This window comes from Leptolyngbya sp. FACHB-321, assembly GCF_014695975.1.
Taxonomy (GTDB): domain Bacteria; phylum Cyanobacteriota; class Cyanobacteriia; order Leptolyngbyales; family Leptolyngbyaceae; genus Stenomitos.
The window spans coordinates 80,917-99,849 of sequence record NZ_JACJPI010000040.1 but is presented as its reverse complement, the minus strand read 5'-3'; the positions used below and the strand labels follow the sequence as shown (position 1 = coordinate 99,849).

Below are 18,933 nucleotides of genomic sequence, written 5' to 3'. Positions count from 1 at the left end.
GCCCAAAACAGGTAACCCTATCAACTTAGAAAGTCAGAGGAAGAATTACATCTCCCTAATTAAATATGCTCGTTGTAGCGTACGCACTGCTCTCCCATAGCAGTCGAAGAGAACGTTAGGACAGACATAAGCTTGAAACTTCCTTTGAGCAAAGGCTTCTATTCATCCCTCATCCTTTTGCTATACATAACTGCAATGGCTCCAGCGATCACCATCTAGCACACGATCGGCATGAGATATTGGAGTAAAGCTCGTGCAAGGGCGCTCTACTCTATGTCACTTGTCTATGTCACTCGGCTCAAACGACGCTTTTAACCCGCAAACTGAAACACCGTTGCTGGCTGCGCTCCAGTCTTGCGTGCACAAACCACATGCACCGTTTTATGCACCGGGGCACAAGCATGGGCGAGGCAGTGCAAAGCGACTGGTTGAGCTGCTAGGGGCACAAGTCTTTCAGGCTGATTTACCAGAACTGCCAGAGCTAGATAATTTGTTTGCACCACAAGGGGTCATTCAGCAGGCGCAGGCATTGGCAGCAGAGGCATTCGGAGCCGATCGCACCTGGTTTCTTGCCAACGGCTCCACATCTGGAGTAATTGCGGCGATCCTGGCAACCTGCAACCCTGGCGACAAGCTGATTCTGCCTCGCAATATTCACCAGTCCGCACTTTCAGGGCTGATCCTCTCTGGTGCTGTGCCGATTTTTGTGCAGCCAGAGTACGATCCACATCTGGATCTAGCTCACAGCCTTACGCCGACAGCCGTTGCCACAGCGCTAGCACAACACCCTGATGCAAAAGCAGTGCTGATGGTCTATCCCACTTACTACGGGGTATGTGGGGATGTTGCGGCGATCGCCCACCTTGCCCATCAGCACAACATTCCCCTGCTGGTAGATGAAGCGCATGGCGCTCATTTTGCCTTTCATCCATCGCTACCGATCGCCGCACTTGCAGCCGGAGCCGATTTAGCGGTGCAGTCTACTCATAAGGTGCTGTCTGCCATGACCCAGGCGGCAATGCTGCATACAAGGGGCGATCGAGTCGATGGTGATCGTATCAGTAAAGCACTCCAGCTTGTGCAGTCCACTAGCCCTAGCTATCTGTTACTAGCTTCCTTGGATGCAGCACGTTATCAAATGGCAACGCAAGGAAAACTTCTACTAGAACAGACGCTGCAACTGGCAGACGAGGCACGATCGCACCTCAACCAGATCCCTGGACTTTCCACGCTGCAACCGGAGCAGGCAGGCAGCGCTGGTTTTATGGCGCTCGATCGCACTCGCCTGACTGTCACTGTTTCAGATCTGGGCATCGACGGCTTCACGGCAGACGCAATTCTCAACGAGCAACTGGGGGTCACTGCTGAATTACCATCGCTTCAGCATTTGACCTTTATGATCAGTTTGGGCAATACCAAACAGGACATTGAGCAGTTGGTACAGTCTTTTGAGGCTTTAGCAACGATGATGTATAGGGATAGGGAAGTAGGGGAGGCAGGGGAAGTCCTTCAATCAACTCTTTTTTCTCCCTCTTATCTCCCTTGCCTCCCCCCCTCTCCTCTCTCCCCTCGCGCCGCTTTTTTTGCTGCCAATGAAACCCTGCCGATCGCTCAGACGGTTAACCGTATCAGTGCCGAACTGGTTTGCCCCTATCCGCCAGGGATTCCAGTTTTGATGCCAGGGGAGGTGGTTACAGCAACGGCGATCGCCCATTTGCAAGCCATCCTCGCACTGGGCGGTACAATGAGCGGCTGTGCTGACTTGACCCTAAAAACGTTAAAGGTCGTGAAGTAGGGTTTCAAGTGAGCCACATGGCGATCGTCCTTGACTGGCAATCAGGCGAGACTGATGTGACATTGAGAACACCAGGATTTAGGGCGATCCGATAGGCTTGGGAAAGATTGAACCTGATTGCTATCGTGATTGAACAGACAGCCTCCCTCAGCACTCTCCCCTGCCCTTCTGCTCCCTCCTTCCCCATGCCTTCCCCTCTCTGGCCTTACGCTACTCCTGGCATCCCCGACGACCTGTTCGAGCGGTTGCCTGGTATTCCCATGAGTCCGCGTGAAGTGCGGCTGCTCATACTTTCCTCCTTGCGCCTTAAGGTAGACTCAGTTCTGTGGGATATTGGCGCAGGCACAGGCACCATCTCAGTTGAGGCGGGCTTGCTGTGTCCGAAAGGGCAGATTATCGCAATCGAGCGGGATGAAGAAGTCGCAAATCTCATTCGGCGGAACTGCGATCGCTTTAGCGTTGACAATGTAGAGGTGATAGAGGGCAGCGCACCTGACTGTTTAAGCACGCTCAAGCAAGCTCCTGATCGGGTTTGTATTGAAGGTGGGCGCTCGATTAAAGCCATTTTGAACGCTACCTGGCAACAGTTGGAACCGCAGGGACGCATTGTAGCAACCGCAGCCACGTTAGAAGGTCTCTACCAGGTTTCAGAGAGTTTTGCGGAGCTTCAAGTGCGGCAGATTGAAGTGGTGCAATCAGCCGTGAACCGTCTGGAGAAACGGGGGCTTAACCAGACGTTTGCCTCGATCGACCCCATTTTTGTCCTGAGTGGGGAAAAGTTAGACTAGATGCGTGGGTGAGTGGTTGGACAGTCGCGCTTAAGGGTAGCTGACTAGCAATGAAACGTTAAGCGCTCGCGATCGCAACGTTAAGGCACTGTAACCGCTGGCATTGACCAATATTCTGTAGTAAGCAGCTAAAAGCGTTAAAGATATAGTCTGAGAGAGCGCTAGACTCAGCTAGAGTGTTCCAAAGGCGTCTTAACCTTCTTAATCTTGCACTAACCTGGGCTTCTGGTTATGCGGTGGCGCTACGGTGACAGGTAACACTACCTCTTGATGTTTGCAGCAATGCTTTGAGCAGTATCCAGCCTGGTTAGTAGAGATAGTTTCGTGAGCAGGGAAACGTTAGTCTCAGCCGCTAAGTCCTGGCAGCATTCCGTTTTGTCACGCTAAAGTTTTGTCGCTCTCAAGTGGGGTTTCGTTAATGACGTTGGATCGTTCAGCCCAATCGCCGTCCAAAGAAAGCCAGCCGCAAGCGACTAGTGCGATACCGTTGCCCCGCATTTTGAGCGGCATTGTCGCGATCGTTCTAGCACTCAGCATGATTGTGCTGGGTGGTTGGTATTTTACGATCGGGTTTGGCATCATCATTTATCTAGGGCAGTTGGAATACTTTCAGCTCGTGCATGCAAAAGGCATTGCACCTGCTGCCAAAACAACGCTCGTTGTCAGTCAAGCGCTACTCGTAATCTCAACCGTCTCCCCAACCCTTGCCGATGCGGTCTTTCCGGTGGCTGGTACGTTTATCTGCTTCTACCTATTGTTTCAACCCAAACTCGCGACGATCGCTGATATTTCAACGTCCATCCTGGGCTTGTTCTATGGTGGCTATTTGCCAAGTTACTGGGTGCGGCTGCGATCGCTGGGGCAGGGAGCTGTCAGCAATCTACCGCTAGATGGCTACCTACCACACTCCTGGTTTGACCTGCACGCCATGCCCCAGGGCTTGACGAACACACTGCTAGCCTTTAGCTGTATTTGGGCAGCCGATATTGGCGCTTATATGTTTGGCAAGTTTTTTGGGCGTACGCGCCTCTCCAACATCAGCCCCAAAAAGACCGTTGAAGGTGCCGTGTTTGGGGTCTTAGGCAGTATTGCAGTGGCGATCGTCGGTTCCTGGTATCTGCGCTGGTCAGGCTGGCCCCTTACTGGCGCGGCACTCGGTTTACTCATCGGCATTGCTAGCTTGCTTGGCGATCTGACCCAATCAATGATGAAGCGCGACGCAGGCGTAAAAGACTCTGGGCAGCTCATTCCTGGACACGGTGGCATCCTCGATCGTGCGGACAGCTACGTGTTTACGGCTCCCCTGGTGTACTACTTTGTGATTTTGGTGTTGCCGTTGCTAGCGCAGTAAAGTTAGAGATAAGCGGAGCCAGAAGCCATAAACGCTAACTTCCAACTCTTATCCTTTATCCTTTGGCCCTTCTTCCTTCACCCCTTCTTTGAAGTTTTCTCCCGCGCCTTCCTCCGGTGTCACCATAATTTGCCCTTGACAACTAATCTGCCCTGCTTGCAGGCTGAGTGTTTGCAGCGCCACCTCAGAGCCGAGATCAAAGGCGAATCCATCGAGATCGCGGAGGGGAAAACCTTGACGCGCGTTTGCGTGAGGAAGCAAATGAGGACGATCGAGATGAAGTTGGTTGCCATTGCTTAACCGTAGCCCGGTGCGAATGACCACACTGGTTGGTTGACCGCTGACGGTAGCTAACGTAGCTGAGAGCGTCACCAGACCATCGCCCAGTATGACTTTCGGGTCCTGCAACCGAATTTCTTGCGGCGTGCGTTGCGCTAACTCGTCGTTTTCTCCATCCGACTGATCGCCATCCGCTCGTAGCAAGGTCAGCAAAAATTCAATTACACCCTGCGCTAATAGCGGAGCCTGTAGCGACCTGTTTAAATCCGCTTCATACAGCAGCACATTCCCCGCGATCGGAAACGCTTTGAGTAGCCGCAACGGCTTACCACGCACTACCTGAGCCAAATTTGTACGGATCTGCTCTCCTACTAGGCTCACCTGACTCAGATGCAAACCTCGGTAGACAGCATTGCGAGCCGAAACCACTACCCGACTGATGCAGCCAGACAAAAGCTGTCGATCGCCCGCCTCAATGGTCAGTTGCAGGTCTTCTACGTGTTCAAGCTGCGATCGTAGCCAAAGCCCCACTGCTGGAGACAGCACCATACTAATGAGGCGACTTTGGTTAGACATAGAGGTTGAGCTTAAACAGATAGCAGGATTCAATGGTCACTAGTAAATCGTCAGGAGCGAAAGAGAGTACAACGCGATCGCAACCCGCAAACTGAAAATTGCTTTACAGAGCGAACTGGGCAGTGATCGAAGCGGCGGCTGAACGAGCACTTAGGGGCGATCGCACATCCGCCACACCGAGTATACCGACATCCCACACCACACACCGACTCTGCTCTCTTCTCTCCCCTTGCTCCCCCTGCCCCTCTTCTTACCTCTCCCCTCACTCCTCGATCCCAAAAACCGCCCAGTACATACGGCTTTCCCTACTGCTGTCAGCCAAGCGCTAGCGATAGAGTAGCAATACATCGGTTCACGAAACTACATACGGTCTCAAGGGGAGCCGAACCCCAGATTCAATTCACTGCAACTGAAGAAGCTAGATGACAGCGATGGACTTCTAACCACTGCCTCTGAATCTGTCAGTTGTTTCTATCGTTACAAACGGCGTGGTAGGAGAACCAATCATGTTTGAACTGTTTACAGAAAAAGCCATTCGAGCGGTCATGCTGTCCCAGGAAGAAGCGCGTCGGCAGGGGCACAACCTAGTCGGGACAGAGCAAGTACTGTTAGGCATTGTGCGCGAGGGCACGAGCCTTGCCGCTCAACTATTGACGAAATTAGGCGTAACGCTAGCGGCTGCCCGCCTTGAGTGCGAAAAAATTACGGGTCGCGGGACGGGTGCCATTCCGGCAGAACTACCGTTTACACCACGAGTAAAGCGGATCTTTACCGAAGCGACGCGGTTAGGGCAAGAGTTTGGGCAAAACCACGTAAGTCCTGAACATTTGCTCCTGGCGCTGACGCAAGGCAATGAAACGGTTGCCATTAAAGTGCTGCAACGCCTTAATGTTGAACCGATCGCCATTCAAGAGAACCTGCTGCAAGCGATCGGGTCACAAACCACAGGAGAAGCTGTAGCCGCCGCCGTTGGAGGCAGACGCGAGACAGTTGGCACCCACAGCGACGCGAAAACCCCAACTCTGGAAGAATTTAGTACAAACCTGACCAAGCTCGCTGCTGAAGGTAAGCTCGATCCGGTTGTTGGTCGCCAAACTGAAATTGAGCGCGTAGTGCAAATTCTGGGTCGCCGCACCAAGAACAATCCACTATTGATTGGGGAACCCGGCGTAGGCAAGACTGCGATCGCCGAAGGACTGGCTCAGCGCATTGTTAACCGCGACGTGCCTGAAAACCTCGAAGGCAAGCAGGTGGTCAGCCTGGATATGGGTGCCCTGATCTCTGGTACGCGTTTCCGGGGCGACTTTGAAGAGCGCTTGAAGAAAGTCATCAGCGAAGTGCAAACCAGTGGCAACGTGATTCTGGTGATTGATGAAGTGCATACCCTGGTTGGCGCAGGTGGCAATGAGGGCGGTATGGATGCTGCCAATATGCTGAAACCAGCACTAGCCCGTGGTGAACTGCAATGCCTGGGTGCCACAACCTTGGATGAATATCGCCAATATATTGAGCGCGATGCTGCCCTAGAACGTCGCTTTCAGCCTGTGACTGTTGGCGCACCCAGCGTCACTGAAACCATCGAAATCCTGTTTGGCTTGCGCGATCGCTACGAGCAGTTCCACAAGGTCAAAATCGACGATACGGCTCTGGTGGCGGCTGCGACTTTGTCCGATCGCTATATCACCGATCGCTACCTTCCCGATAAGGCAATTGACCTGATCGACGAAGCAGGCTCTCGCGTTCGTCTGGCGCATACCCAGCACTCGCCTAGCAAAGCGTTCCGCAAAGAACTGCGGGAGGTTACAAAAGCGAAAGAAGCGGCTGTTGGCGCTCAGGATTTTGATGCTGCTGGAAAGCTGCGCGATCGTGAGTTAGAGCTAGAAGCACAAATCAAAGGGGAGCAGGCAGACGGCAGAGGGCAGACGGCAGAGGTGGCAGGCGCGGCAGAGGGAGCAGTGCAAAATCCAGCCCCCCTCACTCCTCACGTTACTCAAGATGACATTGCCCACATTGTCGCCTCTTGGACTGGCGTGCCAGTGCGTAAGCTCACCGAGTCAGAATCGGAGCAACTGCTGTATCTAGAAGATGCCTTGCATGAGCGAGTTGTCGGTCAAGATGAAGCGGTCAAAGCTGCCTCGCGCGCACTGCGGCGGGCACGAGTAGGGTTGAAGAGTCCTAATCGCCCGATTGCTAGCTTCTTCTTCTCTGGTCCTACAGGCGTTGGTAAAACGGAATTGGCAAAAGCACTGGCAGCAAATGTCTTTGGTGCTGAAGATGCCATCATCCGGCTTGATATGTCTGAGTTTATGGAAGCGCACACGGTTTCTAAGCTCATCGGTTCGCCTCCTGGCTATGTGGGCTACGGCGAAGGCGGGCAGTTGACGGAAGCAGTACGGCGCAAGCCCTATGCAGTCGTCCTCTTTGACGAAATTGAGAAAGCACATCCTGATGTCTTCAACCTGCTGCTGCAATTGCTGGATGATGGTCGCTTGACCGATGCTCAAGGTCGGACGGTCAACTTTAACAACACGCTGGTAATCATGACTTCTAACGTTGGTTCCAGAGTGATTGAAAAAGGCGGCAATGGACTTGGCTTTGAGTTTGCGACCCAAGCAGACGCACAGTACAACCGCATTCAGACATCGGTGCATGAGGAACTCAAGCAGTTCTTCCGTCCCGAATTTCTGAACCGTTTGGATGAGATTATTGTCTTCCGGCAACTCACTCGTGATGAAGTCAGGCAGATTGCTGACCTGCTCATCCAAGAAGTAGGGGCAAATCTCACCGATCGCGGCATTGCTCTAGAAGTCACTGATCGCGTGAAAGACCGCCTGGTGGTTGAAGGCTATAGTCCTGCCTACGGTGCTCGATCGCTCCGTCGCGCCATTACTCGCTTGCTCGAAGATGCCCTGGCAGAAGCCTTTTTATCGGGAACCATCCAAGACGGTGATACCGCGATCGTGGATCTGGATGACGACAACAATATCGCCATTCACACAACTATAAAACCAGAACGTCTGTTAGAGGCGATCGTCTCTTAAAGGTTGCGTGGATTCTACTCTTATGCCCTGCACTTTAACGGTGTAGGGCTTTTTCATAGCAATAGTTGAGTGAACCTACACAGATTCTCGAGCACGTCCTACACCAGAGCAATCGTGCGAAAAAGTATTGATAATGTTTGCTTTTGGGTAAAGCTCCCAAAAAACTCTCGATAACAGCCCGATCGCACCATTATCCCGAAAAATATTCATGTAATAAGTTGTTGGGCAGACTGAAAACTGTAATTAGGATCAATAGCACTGCGAATAAGGCAATAAGTAATGCTGTAGACCATAGAGCTAGTAACGATTTGCTTAGTGATATTTGAATCCACAGTTTGTGAGAAGATAAGCCAGGAAAAGTTAAACATCTACCTATGAAGCTCTTGAAACCTAGCATTTCAGCATTCTTTACTACGGTTACAGTTATCTCTGGTGCTCTACTCGCTGTCCAGCCAGCCATCGCAGACTCCAATGGCTCAATGGCAACTCCTTCAGGTCTGAAGACATCAGTCGTCAGCAGAGCAATCACCGAGAGCGAGGTCTTGGCTGCTCAAAAGGCTTGGGGAGAAGCATTGGTGGCTATTTCTACAACACATGAAACGAAGGGCATACAAGCTGCCAAAGCATTGGCTAAAAAAGTAATTGACGAAGCCTACGGCTACCAATTTGGCGCTGTTCTTTTCAAGCCAACCCTTACTGTGGCTCCACAGACATTCCGAACCACTCATGCGGGAGCTTTGGCTTATTTTGTAGGAGGTGACCCAGCCTTTCCAACGGACAAGGGGTTTGCATTGAACAGCTGGCGAAAAGTAGAAATCAAGAATGCAGGGATCTTCATTTCTGGCAATACAGCGACTACGATGGGCAACGTGATGATCACCGATAAAAACGGCAAGATCACTACAGTGGATAAGACTTGGCAGTTCTTTAAGGATGATAGCGGTAAGTTACGCATCATTCTGCACCACTCCTCACTTCCTTATACCCAAAAATAAGGTGAATGATGTCGCTTTAAGGGTTGAGCAATAAGTTGGTCAGCTTGTCACGCGGTGCGTACCGCCTCCACAAAAGATTGTGAATTAATTGACATATATGGCGATCCTATCTGGATTGTGAGAAAGGATTTCAGTGGAATCCCTTCTTACAAAGCCTCTCAAGCTCACAACTGATTTAGGACTGCTATATAAGCCTGACCAACTTATTCCTGTTGGGATGTTTAGAAAGCCTCCCAACAAGTGCTTGCATCAGAACGGAGCTATACGCTATCGCCTCTAATTCAGATATTAAAACCGTCCAGTGAAACGAACCGTTAGATAGCCACTCATGTGCTTAAGATCATTTAGGCATTGACATATCTCTACTGATCGAACTAAAAAAATGTCTAAAAATGTAGGACCACGTAAAGTAATTCCTATAGCAAAAGAGTTCTTCTGCGATGGTCACTACTACGTTCTTACATCTGCAAGTTTAGGGGGTAGTGGTCTCACACCAGAAGCGGTTTCTCATATGTTAGGTCATGCAAATGACCAAGAAATAGAAGGACTCCTTAGACAGGGAATTTGTATTCCTTTATTTTTTGATGGTGATTGCGCTCTTGATGGTGAAACGGTCTTCGTCTTGGGTGAATTAACTGACCAAGAAGAACACGATTGGATTGGGCGGCTTTCCTGGAAATTAAACATTCCTTGCGGCAAGTTCATCATTCTTTGTGGCGGCGGTGATGCAGACGAGTTAACGGATGCCATTTCAGGAAAACTGCCTGAGCCGAATTATCAAATCTTTCAGGTTATCGACATTGCACCCGCAGAGTATTTGGTAGAAGTTTATGCTTATCTATCTAGCATGACTGTACAGCTATCGCTTGAAGAATACGATGACAAGGGTCATTTGCAAGAGAACAAGGCGTTAGGACAGTGGTATCAAGCTAATCGTCCTGGTATCGATGGCATTAGCTACATTATTAGGCTAGCCCCTCTTGAAACGGAGCCTCCGTTACCTAAGCTTGTGCCTGAGATTAGTTGGTGTGGAGAGTTTGAGTTTCGTCAACCTGAACTTTAGTTCTGTAGTGTTCTAAATGCGTCACTACTTGTTGTTTAAATAGCCCATAGCATATCGTCGTATTGAGCCTCTTCGTTAAGTGCTAGAGGTGATTTGCCATTGCTAACTGCGATTGTCAAATTCTAAATTGGTATGACCAATGTTCACCAACGGTATTCATCACGTCGCGATTATTTGCTCTGACTACGATCGCTCGAAGCATTTCTACGTCAATCTTTTGGGCTTGCCGATAATTGAGGAAACGTTTAGAGCCGATCGCGACTCCTACAAGCTGGATTTAGACATTGGTAATGGAGGGGCGATCGAGCTGTTTTCCTTTCCTAATCCGCCCGATCGTCCCAACCAACCAGAAGCCTGCGGGCTGCGACACCTCGCCTTCAAAGTTGATGATTTGGAGGCTGCCGTCACCCACCTTACTGCCAACAATATCCCAGTCGAAGCCATCCGTACCGACGCACTGACCAGCAAACGCTTTACCTTCTTCAAAGACCCCGATGGATTGCCTTTGGAACTATACGAAATATAAGGAGCCGGAGGTAGAAGCAAGCTCAACACTCAAAACTCCTCGCCCCTCTCTCTAGGTATGTCCTGCAACACTTTCTTTTCAAAGCCATTTCTGCCACGATCGCAGTAGAAAGCATATAGAAAGCCATGACGCGAACCAGTGAAACGACGCCAGAAATCAACCTGAGCGATCCACAGTATTACTTCAACCGCGAGTTGAGCTGGCTTGAGTTTAATAATCGCGTACTGCATGAAGCGCTTGATCCACGTACACCATTGCTGGAGCGCTTGAAGTTTTTGGCGATTTTTAGCACCAATTTAGATGAGTTTTTTATGGTGCGGGTGGCGATTCTGATGCAGCGAGTGGAGGCACAGGTTGATAAAGTATCCCCCGATGGCAAAACGCCGCAGCAGCAGCTTGATGCACTTAGTCAGCAGTTACGCCCATTGGTGACTGAACAGCATCGCTTTTTCGATCGCACACTTCGTCCCCTGCTGGCAGAGAAAGGGGTTCACATCCTCAACTACATGGATTTGAATCAGGAGCAGCGACGCTATTTGCAGCACTATTTTGAGCAGCGCGTTTTTCCCATCCTGACACCGTTAGCAGTTGATCCAGCCCATCCGTTTCCCTACATTTCCAGCCTTAGCCTCAATCTGGCAGTGCTCGTCAAAGACCCTGTAACCCAGAAAGAGCTGTTCGCCAGAGTGAAAGTGCCGAATAGCCTGCCTCGCTTTATCACCTTTCCCGCAGACATTGAGCCAGTCGATCGCAACAGCGTTTGGGTCGGTGTGCCGCTGGAGCAGATCATTGCTCACAATCTGGAGCTACTGTTTCCGGGCATGAACATTCAGGAATACTCGCTCTTTCGCATCACCCGTGATGCCGATCTGGAGATAGAAGAAGACCTGACCCATGATCTGCTGGTGCTGATTCAGCAAGAATTACGGAAGCGACGACTGGGCGGAGCAGTAGTGCGGCTGGAGATTGAAGCCTCTGCGTCTCAAGCAGTGCGCGATCGGCTGATGCGCGAAAAAGACCTTACCGATCGCGATGTCTACGCACTTGAAGGGCTGCTCAATCTCAAAGATTTGATGTCTCTTATGGCAATACCACTGCCAGCCCTCAAAGATCAGCCCTGGGGCGCAGCAGTGCCGTCTCGTCTACGTCACCTTAACGACGACACATCAGATCTTGCCTCATCGCCAGAGGCAAACGAAGACATTTTTTCAATCATTCGTGAGCAAGATTTGCTCGTCCACCATCCCTACGAGTCGTTTACAGCGTCCGTTGAGCACTTCATTACGCAAGCGGCGCACGACCCCAAGGTACTGGCAATTAAGATCACGTTGTATCGAACTTCAGGTGATTCGCCGATCGTCAAAGCACTGATTAACGCGGCGGAAAATGGCAAACAGGTTGCAGCGCTGGTCGAACTCAAAGCTCGCTTCGATGAAGAAAACAACATTCACTGGGCGCAACGATTGGAGCAAGCAGGCGTAAACGTCATCTACGGTTTGGTGGGGTTAAAGACGCATACTAAAGTGGTGCTAGTTGTGCGTGAGGAAGGAGAGGCAATACGTCGCTACATTCACATTGGCACGGGTAACTACAACTCTAAGACAGCGAAACTCTACACCGATTTAGGACTATTTAGCTGCAAGGAAGATCTGGGCGCAGATTTAACCGATCTATTTAATTTCTTGACGGGCTACTCACGGCAGCAGTCCTACCGCAAACTGTTAGTTGCTCCAGTGAATCTGCGCGATCGTATGCTTGCCCTTATTCAGCGGGAAACCGAACATCGTCACCACGGCAAACCTGGTCGCATCATCGCCAAGATGAACGCTCTCGTCGATCCACAAATCATTGCAACGCTCTATGCTGCCTCTCAGGCAGGTGTAGAGATTGACCTAATTATTCGCGGTGTGTGTTGCTTGCGTCCTGGTGTTGCAGGCGTTAGCGACAACATTCGTGTCATCAGCATTGTCGGTCGCTTTCTCGAACACTCCCGCATCTTCCACTTCCACAATAATGGTGAGGAAGAAGTCTTTATTGGTAGTGCCGACTGGATGCCCCGTAACCTCGATCGCCGTGTCGAAGCCATCACACCTGTCGAAGAGCCTGCATTGGCAGCACAACTCCGCGCCATTCTGGATACGCTTTTAGCAGACAACCGTCATGCCTGGGATTTGCAGCCAGATGGGACATACGTGCAGCGACAACCAGCAGAGGATGTGCCAGAACACGATGCCCAAACCGAGTTCGCGATGCAGCTACAGCAATAGATAGTAAATTAAACAAATTAAACGCTGCTGCTGATAAAGGTGAAAGTGACGGTAGAAAGCCAGCCCGTCATTAAGCAAGACTAGAACCTTGTCAGTACTGTCCTTCCTTCAGGTCAACCGGCAAGATCATGCCTTCTTGCGCCAACACGCTATTAGGAAATACGGCTCGCACTTGCGCTTCTACACCGTCTAAAAAGTCGTCGCTGTGGTTGGGGTCATGGTGGAAGATGACCGTTTTTTTCACGCCTGCTGCTTTTGCTAGCTTGATGGCTTCCTGCCAGGTTGAGTGACCCCAGCCAATCTTGGGCGTTTTAGGGTCGTGGTACTCTTCATCCGTATAGCAAGCATCGTAGATTAAGATATCGGCATTACGAGCCAGGTGCAGCAGGTTTTCATCTACGCGATCGGGGTAATGTTCTGTATCGGTCGCATAGACAACCGTGTGCCCCTGCCATGTAACGCGGTAGCCCATTGATGTATTGGGATGGTTCAGCGGACCTGTTTCGATCGTAATGTCGCCCAACTGCATCACATCGCCAGGGAACAGATCGTAGAACTTCAGGTCAGACTGCATCACCTGAATTGGCACCGGAAAATTGGGGTGTAGCATCTGGTCGCTGAGCCGTTGCCTCATCGTGGCACCGTTCGGCGCGATCGCCCCATAGATATGAAAGCAGTTGCCCTTAACAAACGCGGGAACAAAAAACGGAAACCCCTGGATATGATCCCAGTGAGAGTGCGTAAAGAACATATATGCTTCTACAGGCATCTCTTTGAGCAAGTGCTTGCCCAACATACGTAGCCCTGTACCGCCATCAAAGATCAGCCGTTTGCCATCCACCCGCATTTCGACACAGGATGTATTGCCGCCATAGCGTACTGTTTCACTGCCGGGAGCAGGAATACTGCCTCGAACACCCCAAAACTCGACCACAAAACCGGGAGCCTGAGTCATTGTTTCTGTTGCTTCACTATGAGTTTGTGGGTGGGATGCAGATGAATCAGGGTGTGACATTGTTGATCCGATTAGCCTTATTTTAAGGAATCTGTAGACGGACGAATCTAGGAACGGGCAAACTGCGATTGGATAATGAGGGCGACCTCAAAGAAAAAACGTGAAACCATACGCTGTCAGACTTCGGGTGTAGACTGTGATGCAACGATGATAGGTGCAATGAGGGCAGGCAATTGTTGAGCGAGCGTGGCAACTGCGTCAAGGCTTTGCGGTTTCGGGTTAACGATGCAAACGCCATCTCCATATCGATGTAGCGCTCATTCTTATCTTGTCCTTATAGAATAGAGTTCCCGTTGCGTTCAATAATGTTGCATTAATTCTTATGCTACCCATATTGTTCGCGCTGTTTGTCATACGACCAACCCCTTAATGTTGGTAGAGAGCAACATTGAAAGGCTACACGAGGGGTGTGGCTGTCTCCGAGGATAAGTGGTCAGCAGTGCCCTTATTCCAACCCTTGCCTTAACGAAACGGAACAAGCATTTTAGCTCCTTCTTCTGAGGCAACGTCATCCTAACGCTGTTAGAACCTCTAAAAATGGGCATTTAACGGGCATTAAAAGAGGACTTGAGGACAAATCCCCCCTTCCTTTGCTTGCTCGACTTTAGAGAACCATAACTTTTAGAGAACTCTAAAAACATAAAACTAGAAAAACACCAAACTGCTAGCGATCGCACCCTTAATACCAGTTGAGCGATTGCCCTGTCCGTAATTTCCTAAAACTGGATTTCTGCGAACCAATCAGGACAATCTTCAATATTTCCTGAGTATAAATATTTTTGGCAGGCTTAGGAATAAGGCGCGGCATTCAAAAAGACTAAAACCTCACCCCTATTCTCTCACCTCAGGAAGCAAGGTGTCGAAGGCGAGGTGAGGCTTTGCACATGGGGTTAGCTTATATGCACTGCGCTATGCTTCAGCGTGGCTCTACTTAAAGTAAGCCATCCATGATCACGAGCTGGTTTAGCCTTTGCCAGCACCCGCTTTAATGCACTGTTCGACCAATGGTAAAACATGATCAACATCCTTCCAGCCCAAAATTTCTGTCACCTTTTTCTCTAGATTTTTGTAACTCCTAAAAAATTCGGCAATTTCATCCAGGCGGTGAGGGGCAATATCAGCTAGCCGTTTAACCTGAGCATAGCGGGGGTCTTTGTCAGGAACACACAAAATTTTCTCGTCACGATCGCCGCCATCAATCATTTCTAGCATTCCAATAGGGCGTGCAGGAATGATGCAACCAGGAAAAGTCGGTTGATCCATCAGCACAATGCCATCCAGGGGATCGCCATCATCAGCCAGAGTGTTGGGTACAAAGCCATAATCGTATGGGTATTGCACCGAGGAGTAGAGCACACGGTCTAACGCGAACGCATTCAAGTCCTTATCGAACTCATATTTATTCTTACTCCCGGCAGGAATCTCGATCAGGACGTTTAGCAAACCAGGCTTGGGCTGGGCAGGTATACGGGTCAGATCCATAGCAATTCTCCAAACTAGCGAGGGGATTTTGGGGAAGGCAGAGGGCAGAAGGCAGAAGGCTAAATTTCACCCCTCATCCTTGTATCTCTTATCCCTACAATTGCTCTCCCCGTTAGCATTCTACGGGAAGACGGAAGCATGGGGGATGCAAGGCTAAGGGCTAAGGGTTAGGGCGAATCTTTTTGTCCTTCCTAGATCTTTTATCCTTCAGCCTTTTGCCTTTTGCCTAACGCTCTACAGTCGGCACAAGGGGTAAAAAGGTAGGCACCAAGGCAGCTTGGCTGACAACCAATGTGGGGTAAGCCCGATCGCTATAATCCTGACCCACTTGAAGCGGAAAGATCGGTTTGGGGTCTAACGGTGTCCAGATGCCGCCTGCTGCCTGGACGATCGCCCAGACTGCAGCAATGTCCCAGATTTTTGGGGTTGCTTCGACGCCGCCCATTGTGGCTCCGGCAGCGACAGTAAGCAGGTTATAGGTTGCAACTCCCAGCATCCGAATTTTGCAGGGAAAGGGATTTTTAAGCAAACCAGTGCTGCGAGTGCAGAGGTTGAAGAAATGATTCGAGGTGAGCGTATCGGTGCTGGAGTGGATGGGGCGATCGTTCAAAAAAGCGCCCGTTGGCATCTCGAGATCACCCTCTAACTGAGAGTCATCATGCCAATAGCCGTAGAAGGATTGTCCCAATGGCGGTAGATGGACGTAGCCGAAGACAGGCGTACCTTTGTAGAGCAGTCCTAGTGAAATGCCCCAAAGCGGCAACCCTCTTGCAAAGTTGGTGGTGCCATCGATGGGATCAATAATCCAGCACCAGTCGTTTGCCGGAAAGATATGTTCGACTTCTTCGCTGAGAACGCCATGATCGGGAAAGGCTTGGACGATCGCCGCTCTCAAGACCTCATCTGCCCAGCGATCGGACTGTGTGACCAAACTTCCATCCGCCTTTTCTGCTGCCAGCGCCTGCCCAAAGTCTTGCAGCAGTTGCTTACCGACGTTTGCAGTTGTGGTTTTGGCAAAGTTGAGCACCTGAGTCCAGAAGTCAGACATAGAAAAGTCTTTGGTTGTTGGTCGTTAGTTGTTTGCTGCTTTCTATCTAACAACTAATGGCTAAAAACGAACAACTGCCCTCAGTCAAGTTCGTTGCCCATAACGGTGGCGATCGCCGCTTTTGCATTCGACTGAAACTCTGCCACATTCACGCGACTGAGCAGCCCTACTGCCACGATCATGCCCACGGCTTGTACTGCAAACACCAGCCCATAAGACAACACGGGCACTGCAAAGAGCTTGTTACCGATATCTAGAACCGTACCACCTGCAACTGTAGATAGTGCCCGTGCCATCGCTTGCGCCAAACCCCAGGCTCCGATAAACGTTCCGGCGGTTTCCGCAGCAGTGAGATCTAGCATGAGGCTGAGGGCACCTGTAGTGGTAATGCCAGATGCGAGACCAAACACGAAGACAACTGCTTTGAGTGCCGTCTGATTAGCAGTGAATCCGGCGGCAATGAGTAAGACAAAGCACGCTGCGACCAGCAGACAGCCTACTTTAGCGGTTTGCTGTTTGCCTAGACGTGGCACCACTAAAAAGCCAGCGCTGCTGATGCCAATGAGTGTTCCTGTCCCCCAGAAGGCATTTAGCAACGTGGTTTTAGAAAATTCCATGCTAAAGACTTTGGCACCGTAAGGCTCTAGCACGGCATCTTGCATGAATAGGCTAATAGTCATCACCAGCAGAAAAGTGAAGAAAATGCCCGTTTGGCGACTAGCAGTTAGAACTCGTAACGCTCTGCCCAACGTGATTTTGTCTTCCCGATCGGCTAAGGACGATCGCAGCCCATACAGCGAATATTTCTTCTCCACGCCTGCTGTTGCCAGCACTGCTAACCCAATGACGATCGCTGGCACAATCACAAACACACGATTGATTGCCGCTTGCAAAATATCTAGCGGCGTGTTCAGAGTCAAGCGCTTCAGCAAGATGCTAATGAGAATCGCGCCCACGACAATACCCACCATCAGCATTGACCAGACAACGCCAATTAGCTTAGGACGATTTGTCTCATCCGAAACATCAACGAGTAGCGCGGCAAAGGGTGTTGAGCCTGCACTCAGCGCCATGCCATATAGCGCAAAGACGGCTGCAAGTAAGGCAGTCCAAAGGTATGTCTCGGTATTCCAAGCCCAGCCACCTGCCGCTTGTACGGCTGCACCCAAGCGCCACATCACCTGCACCGCCAGAAAAGACGCGATCGCAAACAGCGTTGTCCCAAGCCACACATAGCCTGTGCGATGGTAGCCTGCGATCGGTCTGCTATCCGACATCTGCCCAAACCAAACCCGTGCGGGTGCTACAAACTGGTGCGCTGCGATCGCCCCTGCTGCGATCGTGGCTGGAATCGCTAGATTGCCAATCATTGCCCGATTCAACACGCCCAAAAACAGCACAGACATCATCCCCAGTCCCATCTGGTAGAGTCCCAGCCGAAACATTGTCAGCAAACTGATTTTGGAGATTGGAGCCTCCGAAGGCGATGGATAAGCCTGTGAGTCAGACACGTTGCTCGTTGACATGACCGATTCCTCAAATACCTTCAAACGATAGCCAACATCTATCTCCAGATTAGGCTCAAACGTATCACCCTTACTCTAAATTTCATCTCTCACCCTTTAGCCTTCATCCCTCAGCCTTCACTCCTCCCCTTTCCTTCTGCCACCCTCACTCCTCACCCAAGCGATACACTAAAGACCAGATATACCCAACCAAAAACAGGGAGCGATCGCGTGCAAACGGTAACACTTGGCAAAGATGGTCCTGCCGTCACAGCCCTTGGTATTGGCACCTGGGCATGGGGCGACAAACTCTTCTGGAGCTACGGCAGCGACTACGGTGCTGCTCAGGTGCATGAAGCCTTCGATGCCACGCTTGAGGCAGGCATTAACTTTTTTGACACGGCTGAAATTTATGGTTTTGGCGAATCCGAGCGGCTCATCGGACAATTCATGCGGCAGACTGACAAACCTGCGCAGATTGCCACAAAATTCTTCCCGGTGCCCTGGCGCTTCACTGCTCGATCGGTTTCTGAGGCATTAACGGCTAGCTTGGAGCGGTTACAAGTGTCGCAGGTTGCGCTCTATCAAGTGCATCAACCGTTTGACTTTCTCCTTGGTAAGCGCGCCCTCATGAATGCCCTGGCAGACGAAGTACAGCAAGGCAGAATCGCCACAGTGGGAGTAAGCAACTACTCAGCAGAGCAAATGCGACAGGCACACAAATTTCTGGCAGCAAGAGGCGTACCGCTGGCAGTCAATCAGGTGCGCTATTCGTTACTCACTCGCCAGATTGAAAGCAACGGTATTTTTGACACTGCCCGCGAACTAGGCATCACTATCCTGGCGTACAGTCCACTGGCACAAGGTTTGCTAACAGGAAAATACACGGCTGAGTTGGCACGAGCGCACCAGGCTCAACCACTTCAGGGTGCCCGTCGTATTGATCCCCGCTTCAATCAAAGTGGTCTAGAGAAGATCGCCCCTGTCATTCGGTTACTTCAGGACATTGGCGCAGTGCATCAACGGACTCCCGCCCAGGTTGCCCTCAACTGGCTAATTGCTCAAGGTGTAATTCCTATTCCGGGTGCAAAGAATGCAGAACAAGCGCGGCAAAATGCTGGTGCACTGGGCTGGAGCTTAACTGAGCAAGAAATTGAGACGCTCGATCGCGCGACACAAGCCTGGAAATGAAATCACACTAG

Annotated in this window: 14 protein-coding genes; 9 read left to right on the top strand and 5 right to left on the bottom strand. The window is 50.7% G+C overall.

Annotated features, from left to right (window positions below):
• The first annotated feature begins 286 nt into the window (after positions 1-286).
• From H6F76_RS05145 to H6F76_RS05135, 3 genes are all read left to right on the top strand, one after another.
• Positions 287-1,795, top strand: a complete 1,509-nt coding sequence (locus tag H6F76_RS05145) for an aminotransferase class I/II-fold pyridoxal phosphate-dependent enzyme (protein WP_190506475.1) — start codon at positions 287-289, stop codon at positions 1,793-1,795.
• A gap of 185 nt (positions 1,796-1,980) precedes the next feature.
• Positions 1,981-2,583, top strand: a complete 603-nt coding sequence (cbiT, locus tag H6F76_RS05140) for a precorrin-6Y C5,15-methyltransferase subunit CbiT (protein ID WP_190506473.1) — start codon at positions 1,981-1,983, stop codon at positions 2,581-2,583.
• A 481-nt stretch (positions 2,584-3,064) separates the two neighbouring features.
• Complete coding sequence (locus H6F76_RS05135) at positions 3,065-3,934, top strand: phosphatidate cytidylyltransferase (RefSeq protein ID WP_190506528.1); 870 nt, start codon at positions 3,065-3,067, stop codon at positions 3,932-3,934.
• Between the two features lie 48 nt (positions 3,935-3,982).
• Here H6F76_RS05135 and H6F76_RS05130 read toward each other — a convergent pair whose 3' ends face one another.
• Positions 3,983-4,789 (bottom strand): DUF2993 domain-containing protein, encoded by an 807-nt coding sequence (locus H6F76_RS05130; protein ID WP_190506471.1) that lies wholly within the window; start codon positions 4,787-4,789, stop codon positions 3,983-3,985.
• A gap of 506 nt (positions 4,790-5,295) precedes the next feature.
• On the opposite strand from H6F76_RS05130, the gene H6F76_RS05125 reads away from it, so the two are divergent.
• The 5 genes from H6F76_RS05125 (at position 5,296) to ppk1 (ending at position 12,681) form a co-directional block, all read left to right on the top strand.
• On the top strand, positions 5,296-7,830 hold the full coding sequence (locus H6F76_RS05125; protein ID WP_190506469.1) for an ATP-dependent Clp protease ATP-binding subunit: 2,535 nt from the start codon (positions 5,296-5,298) through the stop codon (positions 7,828-7,830).
• Between the two features lie 374 nt (positions 7,831-8,204).
• Positions 8,205-8,825 carry a hypothetical protein gene (locus tag H6F76_RS05120; RefSeq protein ID WP_190506467.1) on the top strand — a complete coding sequence of 207 codons (621 nt, stop codon included), beginning with the start codon at positions 8,205-8,207 and terminating at the stop codon, positions 8,823-8,825.
• A gap of 382 nt (positions 8,826-9,207) precedes the next feature.
• Positions 9,208-9,888: a hypothetical protein gene (locus H6F76_RS05115; protein ID WP_190506465.1), complete on the top strand. Its 681-nt coding sequence runs from the start codon at positions 9,208-9,210 to the stop codon at positions 9,886-9,888.
• A gap of 139 nt (positions 9,889-10,027) precedes the next feature.
• On the top strand, positions 10,028-10,414 hold the full coding sequence (locus tag H6F76_RS05110; RefSeq protein WP_190506463.1) for a VOC family protein: 387 nt from the start codon (positions 10,028-10,030) through the stop codon (positions 10,412-10,414).
• A 125-nt stretch (positions 10,415-10,539) separates the two neighbouring features.
• Complete coding sequence (gene ppk1 / locus H6F76_RS05105) at positions 10,540-12,681, top strand: polyphosphate kinase 1 (protein WP_190506461.1); 2,142 nt, start codon at positions 10,540-10,542, stop codon at positions 12,679-12,681.
• 91 nt (positions 12,682-12,772) lie between these two features.
• Here the strand turns inward: ppk1 and H6F76_RS05100 are convergent, their stop codons facing one another.
• The 4 genes from H6F76_RS05100 to H6F76_RS05085 form a co-directional block, all read right to left on the bottom strand.
• A complete protein-coding gene (locus tag H6F76_RS05100) occupies positions 12,773-13,636 on the bottom strand; it encodes an MBL fold metallo-hydrolase (protein ID WP_199321936.1) in 864 nt (287 codons plus the stop codon).
• A 1,023-nt stretch (positions 13,637-14,659) separates the two neighbouring features.
• The gene (locus H6F76_RS05095; RefSeq protein WP_190449955.1) at positions 14,660-15,178 is read right to left on the bottom strand and encodes an inorganic diphosphatase; all 519 of its coding nucleotides are present in this window, start codon (positions 15,176-15,178) and stop codon (positions 14,660-14,662) included.
• 226 nt (positions 15,179-15,404) lie between these two features.
• A complete protein-coding gene (locus tag H6F76_RS05090) occupies positions 15,405-16,226 on the bottom strand; it encodes an inositol monophosphatase family protein (RefSeq protein ID WP_190506457.1) in 822 nt (273 codons plus the stop codon).
• 80 nt (positions 16,227-16,306) lie between these two features.
• A complete protein-coding gene (locus H6F76_RS05085; protein WP_190506455.1) occupies positions 16,307-17,752 on the bottom strand; it encodes a BCD family MFS transporter in 1,446 nt (481 codons plus the stop codon).
• A gap of 210 nt (positions 17,753-17,962) precedes the next feature.
• Here H6F76_RS05085 and H6F76_RS05080 point away from each other — a divergent pair, with 210 nt between their 5' ends.
• Complete coding sequence (locus H6F76_RS05080) at positions 17,963-18,922, top strand: aldo/keto reductase (RefSeq protein WP_190506453.1); 960 nt, start codon at positions 17,963-17,965, stop codon at positions 18,920-18,922.
• Positions 18,923-18,933 lie beyond the last annotated feature (11 nt).

Coding starts and splice junctions, on each gene's coding strand:
- H6F76_RS05100 (WP_199321936.1), bottom strand. CDS start 13,636: ATGACTCAGGCTCCCGGTTTTGTGGTCGAGTTTTGGGGTGTTCGAGGC.
- H6F76_RS05130 (WP_190506471.1), bottom strand. CDS start 4,789: ATGTCTAACCAAAGTCGCCTCATTAGTATGGTGCTGTCTCCAGCAGTG.
- H6F76_RS05125 (WP_190506469.1), top strand. CDS start 5,296: ATGTTTGAACTGTTTACAGAAAAAGCCATTCGAGCGGTCATGCTGTCC.
- H6F76_RS05115 (WP_190506465.1), top strand. CDS start 9,208: ATGTCTAAAAATGTAGGACCACGTAAAGTAATTCCTATAGCAAAAGAG.
- H6F76_RS05090 (WP_190506457.1), bottom strand. CDS start 16,226: ATGTCTGACTTCTGGACTCAGGTGCTCAACTTTGCCAAAACCACAACT.
- ppk1 (WP_190506461.1), top strand. CDS start 10,540: ATGACGCGAACCAGTGAAACGACGCCAGAAATCAACCTGAGCGATCCA.
- H6F76_RS05145 (WP_190506475.1), top strand. CDS start 287: ATGTCACTCGGCTCAAACGACGCTTTTAACCCGCAAACTGAAACACCG.
- H6F76_RS05110 (WP_190506463.1), top strand. CDS start 10,028: ATGTTCACCAACGGTATTCATCACGTCGCGATTATTTGCTCTGACTAC.
- H6F76_RS05095 (WP_190449955.1), bottom strand. CDS start 15,178: ATGGATCTGACCCGTATACCTGCCCAGCCCAAGCCTGGTTTGCTAAAC.
- H6F76_RS05085 (WP_190506455.1), bottom strand. CDS start 17,752: ATGTCAACGAGCAACGTGTCTGACTCACAGGCTTATCCATCGCCTTCG.
- cbiT (WP_190506473.1), top strand. CDS start 1,981: ATGCCTTCCCCTCTCTGGCCTTACGCTACTCCTGGCATCCCCGACGAC.
- H6F76_RS05120 (WP_190506467.1), top strand. CDS start 8,205: ATGAAGCTCTTGAAACCTAGCATTTCAGCATTCTTTACTACGGTTACA.